At 74.3% G+C, this 12,985-nt stretch carries 10 protein-coding genes; 6 read left to right on the plus strand and 4 right to left on the minus strand.

Translation table 11 applies throughout. From position 1 onward, the window contains the following. Position 1 precedes the first annotated feature (1 nt). The 4 genes from dnaK to ACZ46W_RS33290 all read left to right on the plus strand — a co-directional run bounded on the left by dnaK (position 2) and on the right by ACZ46W_RS33290 (position 7,018). Positions 2-1,882, plus strand: a complete 1,881-nt coding sequence (gene dnaK, locus ACZ46W_RS33275; RefSeq protein ID WP_468345725.1) for a molecular chaperone DnaK — start codon at positions 2-4, stop codon at positions 1,880-1,882. Continuing rightward, positions 1,879-2,610, plus strand: a complete 732-nt coding sequence (gene grpE, locus ACZ46W_RS33280) for a nucleotide exchange factor GrpE (protein WP_468345727.1) — start codon at positions 1,879-1,881, stop codon at positions 2,608-2,610. Before dnaK ends, grpE begins: the two co-directional genes overlap by 4 nt. 143 nt (positions 2,611-2,753) lie before the next feature. After that, positions 2,754-3,920, plus strand: a complete 1,167-nt coding sequence (locus ACZ46W_RS33285) for an exonuclease SbcCD subunit D (protein WP_468345729.1) — start codon at positions 2,754-2,756, stop codon at positions 3,918-3,920. Further along, the gene (locus ACZ46W_RS33290) at positions 3,917-7,018 is read left to right on the plus strand and encodes an AAA family ATPase (protein ID WP_468345731.1); all 3,102 of its coding nucleotides are present in this window, start codon (positions 3,917-3,919) and stop codon (positions 7,016-7,018) included. The genes ACZ46W_RS33285 and ACZ46W_RS33290 overlap by 4 nt, the downstream gene beginning before the upstream one ends. Here the strand turns inward: ACZ46W_RS33290 and ACZ46W_RS33295 are convergent. After that, complete coding sequence (locus tag ACZ46W_RS33295) at positions 7,008-7,454, minus strand: Lrp/AsnC family transcriptional regulator (RefSeq protein WP_468345733.1); 447 nt, start codon at positions 7,452-7,454, stop codon at positions 7,008-7,010. The genes ACZ46W_RS33290 and ACZ46W_RS33295 overlap by 11 nt on opposite strands. 94 nt (positions 7,455-7,548) lie before the next feature. On the opposite strand from ACZ46W_RS33295, the gene ACZ46W_RS33300 reads away from it, so the two are divergent. Beyond that, the gene (locus ACZ46W_RS33300; protein ID WP_468345735.1) at positions 7,549-8,046 is read left to right on the plus strand and encodes a rhodanese-like domain-containing protein; all 498 of its coding nucleotides are present in this window, start codon (positions 7,549-7,551) and stop codon (positions 8,044-8,046) included. A gap of 28 nt (positions 8,047-8,074) precedes the next feature. Here the strand turns inward: ACZ46W_RS33300 and ACZ46W_RS33305 are convergent, their stop codons facing one another. Together ACZ46W_RS33305 and ACZ46W_RS33310 are read right to left on the minus strand one after the other, a co-directional pair. Beyond that, positions 8,075-9,769, minus strand: a complete 1,695-nt coding sequence (locus ACZ46W_RS33305; RefSeq protein WP_468345737.1) for a DUF885 domain-containing protein — start codon at positions 9,767-9,769, stop codon at positions 8,075-8,077. Positions 9,770-9,807: 38 nt separating this feature from the next. Further along, a complete protein-coding gene (locus tag ACZ46W_RS33310; protein WP_468345739.1) occupies positions 9,808-10,314 on the minus strand; it encodes an Lrp/AsnC family transcriptional regulator in 507 nt (168 codons plus the stop codon). Positions 10,315-10,374: 60 nt separating this feature from the next. On the opposite strand from ACZ46W_RS33310, the gene ACZ46W_RS33315 reads away from it, so the two are divergent. Further along, a complete protein-coding gene (locus tag ACZ46W_RS33315) occupies positions 10,375-11,598 on the plus strand; it encodes a trans-sulfuration enzyme family protein (protein ID WP_468345741.1) in 1,224 nt (407 codons plus the stop codon). Here the strand turns inward: ACZ46W_RS33315 and ACZ46W_RS33320 are convergent. Continuing rightward, positions 11,531-12,916: a GNAT family N-acetyltransferase gene (locus ACZ46W_RS33320; RefSeq protein ID WP_468345743.1), complete on the minus strand. Its 1,386-nt coding sequence runs from the start codon at positions 12,914-12,916 to the stop codon at positions 11,531-11,533. The genes ACZ46W_RS33315 and ACZ46W_RS33320 overlap by 68 nt on opposite strands. Positions 12,917-12,985 lie beyond the last annotated feature (69 nt).

Genomic DNA, 12,985 nt, shown 5'->3' on the forward strand with positions numbered 1-12,985 from the left:
GATGGCACGCGCGGTGGGTATCGACCTCGGTACGACGAACTCGGTGGTCAGCGTCCTGGAGGGCGGCGAGCCGACGGTGATCACCAACACGGAGGGCGCCCGCACCACGCCCTCCGTGGTCGGCTTCGCGAAGAACGGGGACGTCCTGGTCGGTGAGGTCGCCAAGCGGCAGGCCGTGACCAACGTCGACCGCACGGTGCGGTCCGTGAAACGGCACATGGGCGAGGCGGACTGGCGCTTCCCCGAGCAGGGCGACATCGACGGCAAGCGGTACACGGCCCAGGAGATCTCCGCACGCGTGCTCCAGAAGCTCAAGCGGGACGCGGAGGGCTACCTCGGGGAGGACGTGAAGGACGCCGTGATCACCGTGCCGGCGTACTTCAACGACTCCCAGCGCACGGCCACCAAGGAGGCCGGCGAGATCGCGGGCCTCAACGTCCTGCGCATCATCAACGAGCCGACCGCCGCCGCGCTCGCGTACGGCCTCGACAAGGAGAACGACCAGACCATCCTCGTCTTCGACCTCGGCGGCGGCACCTTCGACGTCTCGCTGCTGGAGATCGGCGACGGCGTCGTCGAGGTCAAGGCCACCAACGGCGACACGCACCTGGGCGGCGACGACTGGGACCAGCGGGTCGTCGACCACCTGGCGCAGCGGTTCAAGAACGCGTACGGCATCGACCTGTCCAAGGACAAGATGGCCACGCAGCGCCTCCGCGAGGCCGCCGAGAAGGCGAAGATCGAACTGTCGGCGACCACGGAGACCACCATCAGCCTGCCGTACCTGAGCGCCTCGGCCGAGGGCCCGCTGCACCTGGACGAGAAGCTCACCCGCGCCCAGTTCCAGCAGCTGACCGCCGACCTGCTGGAGCGGTGCAAGAAGCCGTTCCACAACGCGGTCAAGGACGCCGGGATCAAGGTGTCCGACATCAACCACGTCATCCTGGTCGGCGGCTCCACCCGGATGCCGGCGGTCACGGAGCTGGTGCGGGAACTGACCGGCAAGGACCCGCACAAGGGCGTCAACCCGGACGAGGTCGTCGCCATCGGCGCCTCGCTCCAGGCCGGTGTCCTCAAGGGCGAGGTCAAGGACGTCCTGCTCCTCGACGTCACCCCGCTGTCCCTCGGCATCGAGACCAAGGGCGGCATCATGACCAAGCTGATCGAGCGCAACACCACGATCCCGACGAAGCGCTCGGAGATCTTCACGACGGCGGAGGACAACCAGCCGTCGGTGCAGATCCAGGTCTACCAGGGCGAGCGCGAGATCGCGGCGTACAACAAGAAGCTCGGCATGTTCGAGCTGACCGGTCTGCCGCCGGCCCCGCGCGGCGTCCCGCAGATCGAGGTCTCCTTCGACATCGACGCCAACGGCATCATGCACGTCACCGCCAAGGACCTCGGCACCGGCCGGGAGCAGAAGATGACCGTCACCGGCGGCTCCGCCCTGCCGAAGGACGACATCGACCGCATGGTGCGGGACGCCGAACACCACGCGGAGGAGGACCGCCGCCGGCGCGAGGCCGCCGAGACCCGCAACCAGGGCGAGCAGCTCGTCTACCAGACGGAGAAGTTCCTCAAGGACAACGAGGACAAGGTGCCGGGCGATGTGAAGAGCGAGGTCGAGGGCGCGCTCTCCGAACTGAAGGAGAAGCTCAAGGGCGAGGACACCGCACAGATCCGCACCGCCACGGAGAAGGTCGCGGCCGTCTCGCAGAAGCTCGGCCAGGCCATGTACGCGCAGTCGCAGGCCGCCCCGGGCGCGGCCGGCGGTGCCGGTGCGGCCGCCGGAGAGGGCCCGAAGGGCGCCGACGCCGAGGAGGACGTCGTCGACGCCGAGATCGTCGACGACGACCGGCAGCAGCAGGGAGGCGGGGGATGAGGCCGGGCACGCGCCGCGGGCTGACCACGGTGACCGGCCGCCCCGAGCCGCCGCCGATGATCGCCCCGCCCGCCCCCGCCGGCCACCGCCCCGAGCCGGCCGGCCCCGGGGACACCGCGCCGCGCCCCGACGAGCGCCCCGGCCCCGCCGGCCCCACCCAGCGGGCCGACCGGGCCGAGGGCCAGGACCCCGCTCGTGGCGCCGACCGCGCGGAGCGCGCCGAGCGGCCCGGCGCGGCCGGTCCCGGGCGGTGGGACCCGAAGGCGGCGCGGGTGTCGGCACCACCGCCACCCGGCGTGGCCGCGCTGGCCGTGGCGCTGGCCGAGCGGACCGCCGACCTCCAGCGGCTGAAGGCCGAGTACGACAACTACCGCAGCCGGGTCCACCGCGACCGCCTCGCGGTGCGTGAGGCGGCCGTGGCCAACGTGCTGCGCCGGTTCCTGCCCGTGCTGGACGCCATCGGCGAGGCGGCCGGGCAGGGCGAGCTCACCGGAGGCTTCCAGCGCGTCGCCCTGGCCCTGGACAGCGAGCTCGCGGCCCTGGGCCTCGGGGCCTTCGGAGCGGTGGGCGACCCGTTCGACCCGCGCGTCCACCAGGCCGTCACCTACCGCCGCTCCTTCCTGGTCGAGCGGCCGGTGTGCAGCGAGATCCTCCGCCCCGGCTACCGGGTCGGCGACCACCTCCTCCGCCCCGCCGACGTCAGGGTCACCGGTCCCGCCCACCGGTGAAGCCCCCGAGGGGTGAAAAAGGAGGTCCGTGACGGATCGGGTGCCGGGCACCGTTAGCGTGTACGGGGTTCACAACGGTGCCCGTGCGGGTCCGGGGGCGGAGGAGCGGTACACATGCGGCCATCGCGGGTCGGAGCGGCGTCGTGAGGATGCTGCACACATCGGACTGGCACCTGGGGCGGTCGTTCCACCGCGTGAGCCTGCTCGACGCCCAGGCCGCGTTCCTCGACCACCTCGTGGCGACGGTACGCGAGCACGACGTGGACGTGGTGCTCGTCTCCGGCGACATCTACGACCGCGCGGTGCCGCCGCTGCCCGCCGTGGAGCTGTTCGACACTGCCCTGCACCGGCTCGCCGACGCCGGCGTACCCACCGTGATGATCTCCGGCAACCACGACTCGGGCCGCCGGCTCGGCGTGGGCGCCGGGCTCATCGAGCGGGCCGGCATCCACCTGCGGACCGACCCCACGGGCGTCGGCACCCCCGTCCTGCTCGCCGACACCCACGGCGACGTTGCCCTCTACGGGCTGCCGTACCTCGAACCCGCCCTCGTACGCGACCGGTTCGGAGCCCCCAAGGCCGGGCACGAGGCCGTCCTGACCGCCGCCATGGAACGCGTCCGCGCCGACCTCGCCGGGCGCGCGCCCGGCACCCGCTCCGTCGTCCTCGCCCACGCCTTCGTCGCGGGCGGCGAACCCAGCGACAGCGAACGCGACATCACCGTCGGCGGCGTGGCCGCCGTCCCGGCAGGGGTCTTCGACGGCGTCGACTACGTCGCCCTCGGGCACCTGCACGGCAGCCAGGCCCTCACCGAGCGGGTCCGCTACTCCGGCTCGCCGCTCGCGTACTCCTTCTCCGAGGCCGACCACCGCAAGACGATGTGGCTCGTCGACCTCGACGGCGACGGGACGGTCCGCGCCGAGCGCGTCGACTGCCCGGTGCCGCGCCCGCTGGCCCGCCTCCGGGGCCGCCTCGACGACCTGCTCGCCGACCCCGCGCTCGCCCGCCACGAGGACGCCTGGGTGGAGGCCACCCTCACCGACCCCGTACGGCCCCCCGAACCCATGGCCCGCCTCGCCGAACGCTTCCCCCACGTCCTCAGCCTGCTCTTCGCCCCCGAGCGGCCCGACGACGACCACCTCGCCTCGTACGGGCAGCGCCTGCGCGACCGCGACGACCAGCAGATCGCCGAGGACTTCGTCGCCCACGTGCGCGGCGGGACCGGCCCCGACGACCGGGAGCGCGCGGCGCTCCTCGCCGCCTTCGACGACGTACGGGTGGACATGGCACAGCGCGAGGTGGCCGGGTGAGGCTCCACCGGCTCGGCATCACCGGCTTCGGCCCGTTCGGCACCACGCAGACCGTCGACTTCGACGCCCTGTCCCGGGCGGGCCTGTTCCTGCTGCACGGGCCGACCGGCGCGGGCAAGACCTCCGTCCTCGACGCCGTCTGCTACGCCCTGTACGGGGCGGTGCCCGGCGCCCGGCAGAGCCCCGGGACGTCACTGCGCAGCGACCACGCCCCGGTGGGCACGTACACCGAGGTCGTGCTCGACCTCACCGTGGCCGGCCGGCGGCTGGAGATCACCCGGCGTCCCGCCCAGCCGCGCCCCAAGAAGCGGGGCGGCGGCTTCACGACCGAGAAGGCCCAGTCGTGGCTGCGGGAGTACGACGCGGAGAGCGGCGAGTGGAAGGCGCTGAGCCGCTCCCACCAGGAGATCGGTGAGGAGATCACCCAGCTCCTCGGCATGAGCCGCGAACAGTTCTGCCAGGTCGTGCTGTTGCCGCAGGGCGACTTCGCGCGGTTCCTGCGCGCCGACGCGGAGGCACGCGGCCGGCTCCTCGGCCGGCTCTTCGACACCAGGCGCTTCGCCGCCGTCGAGGAGCGCCTCGCCGAGCTGCGGCGCGCCGCCGAACAGCAGGTCAAGGACGGCGACGAACGGCTGCTCGCGCTCGCCCACCGGATGGCCCAGGCGGCGGGCGACGCGGCCGCGGGCTGGCCCGCCCCGGAGGGCAGGCCGGGCGACCCGGGCCTCGCCGGATCGGTCCTGTCGTGGGCGGCCGTGGCCAGGTCGGGCGCGCGCGAGGCGCTGGACGTCGCCGAATCGGCGCTCGCCGCCGCCGAGAGCCGGCAGGCCGCCGCGCGGCGCGCCCTCGACGACGAGCGGGAGCTGGCCGCGCGGCAGCAGCGGTACGAGGACGCCCGGCGGCGCGCCGCGGAACTGGACGCCCGGCGGGCCGAACGCGACGGGTGGCAGGCCCTGCTGGACCGGGCCCGCAAGGCCGAGCGGGTGGCCGGCCCGCTGGGCCTGCGCGACGACGCCGAGCGGGAGCACCGCGCGGCGCGGGCCGCCCAGGAGCGGGCCGCCGCCGGTCTGCCGCCGGACCTCGCCGACGCGGGCGCCGAGCGGCTGGCCGCGCTGGCGGGGCGGCTCAGGGAGGAGCTCGGCGGCCTGGAGACCGCCCGCCGGGCCGAGCGGCGCGGTGCGGAGCTCACCCGCGAGCGCGACGAGCTGGACCGGCAGGCCCGCGCCGACGAGGAGACCCTCCAGGAGGCCGCCGCGTGGCTGGCCGACTGGGAGTCCACCCGACGCGCCCTCCAGGACCGGGTCGACGCCGCCCAGGAGGCCGCCACCCGCGCCGAACACCTCGCGGGCCGCCTGGAACCCGCCCGCCGACGGCTGGCCGCCGCCCGCCGCCGCGACGCGCTGGCGCGGGACGTGGCGGCCGCCTCGGCGCGCCTCGCCGCTGCGCGGGAGCACGCCAACACCGCCCACGAGACGTGGCTGGACCTGCGTGAACGCCGCCTGCGCGGCATCGCCGCCGAGCTCGCGGCGGGCCTCGCGGACGGCGAACCGTGCGCCGTCTGCGGTTCCGCCGACCACCCGGCCCCGGCCCGCGCCGACGCCGACCACGTCGACCGCACGACGGAGGACGCGGCCTACGCCGCCCACGAACGCGCCGAGGCCGCCCGCTCGGCCGCCGAACGCGAACTCGCGGTCGCGGAGGAAGCACTGACGGCCGCCCACGCGGAGGTCGCCGCCGCCCCGCAGCGCGGTGATGGCGTGGCCGGGGGTGCCGCCCCGGGCGGTGACGGGGTGCCGGAGGGTGCCCCGCAGTGCACCCGGGGCGGTGACCAGCCCTCGGTCGCCGAACTCGCGGATCACGTCGCGTCGTTGGAGCGGGCTCACGCCCGGGCGCGCGAGGTGGCGGGAGACGTGCACGCGGCGCGGGAGGCGCTCGGGCGGGCCGAGCGGGAGCATCAGCGGCGGCTCGACGTGCGGCGGGAGGTGGAGCGGCGGGCCGCCGCGCGGACGTCGCAGCGGGAGGCGCTCGACCGGGAGCAGGCGGCCATCGACGCCGAGCTGGCCCGGGTGCCGGGCGGCGCCGTGGCCGAGCACGCCGCGCTGCTGGAGCACCGGATCGCCCGCCTGATCGAGGCCGCCGAGGCCGTGCGTACCGTCGAGGACACGGCCCGCCGCCTCAAGGAGGCCGACGACCGGCTCGCCGACGCCGCGTTCCGCGCCGGGTTCGACACCCCGCGCGCCGCGGCCGCCGCGCTGCTCGACGACGTACAGCACCGTGACCTCCAGCGGCGGCTGGACGCCTGGCAGGCGGAGGCCGCGGCGGTCGCCGACCGGCTCGCCGAGCCGGAGACGCGCGCCGCCGCCGAGTGCCCGCCCGCCGACCCGGACGGCGCCCGGGCCGCCCACGCCGCCGCCGACCGGGCCGCCCGCGACGCGGACTCCGCCCTGGCCGCCCAGCGGGAGCGGTGCGCCGAGCTGGCCCGGTTGTCCCGGCAGGTTGCCGCCGAGGTGCGGCGCCTGGGCCCGCTGCGCGAGGAGTACGAGCGGGTGGCGCGGCTGGCCGGGCTGACCGCCGGCACGTCCGCGGACAACGAGCGCAAGATGCGGCTGGAGTCCTACGTGCTCGCGGCCCGGCTCGAACAGGTGGCGGCCGCCGCGACGGTGCGCCTCCAGCGGATGTCGTCCGGCCGGTACACGCTCGTGCACTCCGACGCCCGCGCCGGCGGCAAACGGGCGGGCCTCGGCCTGCACGTCGTGGACGCCTGGACGGGCAGCGAGCGCGACACCGCGACCCTCTCCGGCGGGGAGACCTTCTTCGCGTCGCTCGCCCTGGCGCTGGGCCTCGCCGACGTCGTCACCGACGAGGCCGGCGGCGTACGGCTCGACACCCTCTTCATCGACGAGGGCTTCGGCAGCCTCGACGACCAGACCCTCGACGAGGTGCTGGACGTCCTGGACTCGCTGCGGGAACGGGACCGCAGCGTCGGCATCGTCAGCCACGTCGCCGACCTGCGCCGCCGCATCCCCACCCAACTGGAGGTCGTCAAGGAGCGCGGCGGTTCGGCGGTGCGGCTGCGCACCCAGGGAGCGCTCAGCGGCTGATCGCGCGGCGCGGCAGCGGCGACGAGTAGACGACGCTCGTGGTCACCGAGCCCAGCACGGCGACCCTCCCGGAGATCTCCTCCAGGTGCCGCATCGAACGGGCGGCGACCTTCAGGACGAAGCAGTCGTCGCCCGTCACGTGGTGCGCCTCCAGGATCTCCGGAGTCGTCTCCAGCATGTCGTGGAAGGGCTTGTAGTTGCCGTTGGGGTAGCGGAGCCGTACGAAGGCGAGGATCGGCAGCCCGAGCCGTTCCTGGTCGACGACCGCGGTGTACCCGGTGATCACCCCGGCCTCCTCCAGCCGGCGCACCCGCTCGGTGACGGCGCTCGCCGACATGGAGACGGTGCGCGCCAGTTCGGCGAAGGAGGCCCGGCCCTGCTCCTGGAGGGCCGCGAGGATGCGCCAGTCGGTGGCGTCCGGTGAATATCCCGTCATGAACGAGGAATAGCAGGGGATTCCCCGGCCGGACAAGGCTGTCTCCGGGGATTGTCACTTCACCGAGATGATCAACGGCCGTAGATTTCTGGGCATGACGACGACACCGATCACCAGCGCCCCTGCCGCCGCCAACCCCGTCCTCCGTGTGCCGCCCGCCTCCCCGGCCGCTGCCGCCGCGTACTTCTCGGCGAGCCTCGCCTTCCACGCGGACGTCTCCGACGTCGCCTCCGCGCTCGCCGCCGGCGGTGACCCGGGGTTCGTCGTCCTCGACTCCCGGTCGACGGAGTCCTGGGACCAGGGCCACATCCCGGGCGCCGTCCACCTGCCGACCGCGCTCATCCCCGCACAGGCGGAGCAGCTCCTGGACAGGTCCGTGCCGGTCGTCACGTACTGCTGGGGCCCCGGCTGCAACGGCGCCACCCGCGCGGCCCTCGCCCTCGCCGAACTCGGTTACCAGGTCAAGGAGATGCTCGGCGGCTTCGAGTACTGGGCCCGCGAGGGCTTCCCGTACGAGACGTGGGAGGGGCAGCGGAAGCGTGACGCCGATCCGCTGACCGCCCCCGTCGACGCGGCCGACTGCGGCTGCTGACGCCCGCCCGGGACGCGCCCCGGCACCGTCACAACCGCGCCAGTTCGTCCACCAGGTCGTCCAGGCCCAGCGAGCCCTGGGACAGCGCGGCCATGTGCCACCTCTTCGCGTCGAACGCGTCACCGTGCGCCCGGCGGGCCTTCTCCCGGCCCAGCAGCCAGGCACGCTCTCCCAGCTTGTAGCCGATCGCCTGGCCCGGCATCGACAGGTAGCGGGTCAACTCGCTCTCGACGAACGCCGGCGGGCGGCTGGTGTGCCGCTGGAAGAACTCCTGCGCGAGCTCCGGAGTCCACCGCTCGCCCGGGTGGAACGGCGAATCCGCCGGGATCCGAAGCCCCAGGTGCATGCCGATGTCCACGATCACCCGGCAGGCGCGCATCATCTGGCAGTCCAGGTAGCCCAGGCGCCGCTCGGGGTCCGGCAGGAAGCCCAGCTCGTCCATGAGCCGCTCCGCGTACAGCGCCCAGCCCTCCGCGTTGGCGCTCACCAGCCCGATGGTCGCCTGGTAACGGGACAGTTGGTCGGCGACGTGCGCCCACTGGGCGATCTGGAGGTGGTGGCCGGGCACGCCCTCGTGGTACCAGGTCGACACCAGGTCGTACACCGGGAACCGGGTCTCGCCGTCGACCGGAAGCCAGGTACGGCCCGGGCGCGAGAAGTCCTCGGACGGGCCGGTGTAGTACGGGGCGGCCGCGCCGCCCGGCGGGGCGATCCGCGACTCCACCTTCCGTACCCGCTCGGCCAGTTCGAAGTGCGTGCCGTCCAGCGCCTCGATCGCCTCGTCCATGAGCGACTGGAGCCAGACCCGTACCTCCTCCACCCCCTGGATGTGGGTGCCGTGCTCGTCGAGGTGGGCGAGCGCCTCCCAGGGACCGGCGCCCGGCAGGATCTTCTCCGCCTCGGCCTTCATCTCGGCCAGGAGCCGGTGGTACTCGCCCCACCCGTACGCGTACGCCTCGTCCAGGTCGCAGTCGCTGCCGTTGAAGTACCGCGACCAGCGGGCGTACCGCTCGCGGCCCACCGTGTCGGGCGCCCCCTGCACGGCCGGGGCGTACACCTCCCGCATCCAGTCCCGCAGCTTCGCCAGCGCCCGGGTGGCCCCGCCCGCCGCCGCGTCCAGCTCGGGGCGCAGCCCGGCCGGGGCGGGCGCCACGAACTCCTCGAACCAGCCGCGTCGTCCCGCCCCGTCGTCGCCCGTCCACTCGGTGAGCTGCCCCATGAACGTGGCCGTCGCGCGCGGGCCGCCCGGCAGGCCCCGTTCCAGGCCCAGTTCGAGGGACTCGCGGTATCCGGCGATCGCGGCCGGTACGGCCCGCAGCCGCTCGGCGACCGCCGCCCAGTCGTCGTCGGTCTCGGTGGGCATCACGGTGAAGACGATGCGGACGCTGTGCGCGGGTGAGCGCATGTTGCTGACGGTGCGCAGCCCCTCGCCGGCGTCGTGGACGGCCAGTTCGGCGGTGAGGCGCTCGCGCAGGAGGCGTCCGCAACGCCGCTCGGCGTCGCCGCGGGCGCCGGGCAGCCGCTCGGCCTCGTCGAGCCGGGCGAGGGTCTCACGGGCCAGGGCGGCGACCTCTTCCCGACCGGCGGGCGAGAAGTCCGGAAGGAGCCCGGCGCTCTTCTGGACACCCAGGTAGGTACCGGTGATCGGGTCGAGTTCGATGAGCGCGTCGACATAGGCGTCGGCGACCACGCGGGGGAGCGCGCTGCTGGAGGTCTCTGGCATGGGGCCATCCTGGTATGCCACCGGCGCCGTCGTCATCCTCATCCGTCTCGGTCGGCTGACAAATGAGCGGCCGCGCCGGGCGGCAGGAGCGGCCCGCACTCCCACTGCTGGAAGATCAGCCGGGTCTCCACCCGGGCGACCTCCCGCTGCGAGGTGAACTCGTCCAGCACGAGTCGTTGCAGGTCGGAGGGGTCCGACACGGCCACGTGCACCAGGTAGTCATCAGGTCCGGTCAGATGGAACAGGGCCCGGGACTCCGGCAGGGCCCGGATCCGTTCGACGAAGGGGCCGATCAGCTCCCGGCGGTGCGGGCGTACCTGGACCAGGAGCAGCGCCTCCAGGCCGCGGCCGATTTTGGCCGGATCGAGTCGTAGCCGGTTGCCCAGGATGATCCCTGTCCGGCGCAGCCGTGCCACCCGGTCCAGGCAGGTGGAGGGCGCCACCCCGACCTCGGCGGCCAGCTCCCGGTACGTGGTCCGGGCGTCGTTCTGCAAAAGGCGAAGTATGTGCAGATCGACCGTGTCGAGGACGACAGAATCGTTCATTCGCCGAACGTAGCACGGCGATTTTCGGCTACTGCCGGGTATCCGTTCACAGTGCCGTCCATGGATGCCCTGTCCCACGACGCCACCGCCTCCCTCCCCACCCCGGGAGCCCCGAGGGCACTGGCCACCGAAGCCGTGCACGCCGGGCGCGACGACCTCGCCGCCCTGGGCCTGCACGCCGTGCCGATCGACCTGTCCACCACGTACCCGTCCCATGACGCGCGGGCCGAGGCGGAGCGGATCGACGCGTTCGCCACCACCGGCGCCCGCCCGGACGGCCCGCCCGTCTACTCGCGGCTCGACAACCCCACCACCGCCCGCTTCGAGACCGCGCTCGCCCGCCTGGAGGGCACCCAGAGCGCCGTCGCGTTCGCCAGCGGCATGGCCGCGCTCACCGCCGTCCTGCTCGTCCGCGCGAGCATGGGCCTCCGGCACGTGGTGGCGGTCCGGCCCCTGTACGGGTGCAGCGACCACCTCCTGACGGCAGGGCTGCTCGGTACGGAGGTGACCTGGACCGACGTGGCGGGCATCGCCGACGCCATCCGGCCCGACACCGGCCTGGTGATGGTCGAGACCCCCGCCAACCCGACCCTCGCCGAGGTCGACATCCGGGCTGTCGCTCATGCCTGCGGCTCCGTGCCCCTCCTGGTCGACTCCACCTTCGCCACCCCCGTGCTCCAGCGCCCCGTGGAGCACGGCGCCCGGATCGTGCTGCACAGCGCCACCAAGTACCTGGGCGGGCACGGCGACGTGCTGGCGGGTGTGGTGGCGTGCGACGAGGAGTTCGCCGGGAAGCTGCGCCAGGTGCGCTTCGCCACCGGTGGCGTGCTGCACCCGCTGGCGAGCTACCTGCTGCTGCGCGGGCTGTCCACGCTGCCGGTGCGGATGCGGGCCGCCTCGACGACCGCCGCCGACCTGGCGCGTCGGCTGGCGGCCGATCCGCGGGTCGCCCGGGTGCACTACCCCGAGATCGGCGGCGCGATGGTCTCCTTCGAGGTGTACGGGGACCCGCACGACGTGATCGCCGGGGTACGGCTGATCACGCCGGCGGTGAGCCTCGGCAGCGTCGACACGCTGATCCAGCACCCGGCCTCCATCAGCCACCGCATCGTGGACCAGGACGACCGGCGCTCGGCGGGCGTCAGCGACCGGCTGCTGCGGATGTCGGTCGGCCTGGAGGACGTCGAGGACCTGTGGCGGGACCTGACGGAGGCGCTCAGTGCCGGCCCCGCCCGGCCCGCTGCTGAGGCTGGGGTACGGGAACCCCGTTCAGCCGTGCGGTGATCACCAGGGTGCCCTCCTCGATCTGGTAGTCCAGCGGCAGGTTCAGCCCCCGCATCGCCGCGACCATGCCCGTGTTGGACGACTGCGTCACGGCGTACACGCTCTCGCAGCCGGCCTCGCGGGCCAGCGACACCAGACGGCGCAGCAGCTCCGAGCCGATGCCGCGGCGCTGCCAGTCGTCCTCGACGATCAGGGCCACCTCGGTCTCGTCGCCGTCCCACAGCAGGTGGCCGAGGGCGACGAGCCGGCCGGACGCCGTCTCGACGGCGAGCGTCCGGCCGAACCGGGGGCTCAGGAGGTGGTTCAGGTAGCGCCCGGTGTCCCCGACCGGGCCGTGGTAGCGCAGCCCCAGGGTGCGCTCGGAGCACCGCTCGTGCATGGCTCGGGCGGCGTCGACGTCGCCCTGGTCGGCGCGGCGCACCGTGATCTCGTTGCCCTCCGGGAGGGTCAGCACGTCCTGGCTGCGCGGGATGCGCGGGCCGAGGCGGGCGTCGAGCTCCACGAGGGCCCGGGCACGGGCGAACTCGGTGGGCGTGAACGGCAGGTAGGGCCGTTCGACGGTGATGGCGCCCCCGTTCGGGTCGCGCAGCCGCATCACGGTCTCCCCGTCCTCCAGGACGCCCTCGACCGGGGCTGTCGCGCCGGTCGGGCGGCCGGTCGGCGAGACGGCGGGCAGTGAGTGGATGGTGCACCGGCCGAGCAGTTGGCGCAGCGCGAGCGGCAGTTCGGCGGCGTCCAGCGCGGTCCGGGTCGCCAGGCCCAGCATCCGGGTCGGGGTGTCCACCAGGTCGTGGGCGTCGGCGCGCTCGGTCCAGGTGCCGGTGCCGCCGGCCGCGGCGACCTCCCGGGTCAGCGCCGCCGCCTGGAGCGAGGCGGGCGCCCGCAGCAGGAACTCGTCGACCGTTCCGTCGGCCAGCGGATGGGTCTGGAGGGTCAGGATGTCGACGCGCAGGTGGGCGAGCGCCGTGCACAGCGCGGCCAGGCTGCCCGGCTCGTCGCGCACGGTGGTCCGCATGCGCCACAGCACCGTCTCGCCCGTCGCCTCCCGGCCGCCGCCGGCGTCGGCGGCGGCGCCGGTATGCGAGGCGACGGGCGGGGCATGGCTGTGGCGGCGCGCCCACCAGGTGTGGAACGCCGCCGTCGCGATGAGGACCACCGCCGAGACGGCGAGGAGGTAGGGGCCGTCCGGGCCGTGCACGACGGTGTTCGCCACCGCGTCGGCGACGGCCACGGCGGTGAACAGGGCGGCCAGTTCGACGAGATCCCGCCGCCAGTGGTGTGGGCGGCGGGCGCTCTTCGCGGAAGTCACATCAGTCATGCCACCACTGTGACCCGGCGTTGTTGCGTGATCACGAACGCTTTGTGACTGATGGGTTAAGCGTGCATC

This window comes from Streptomyces sp. NPDC031064 (assembly GCF_055570965.1).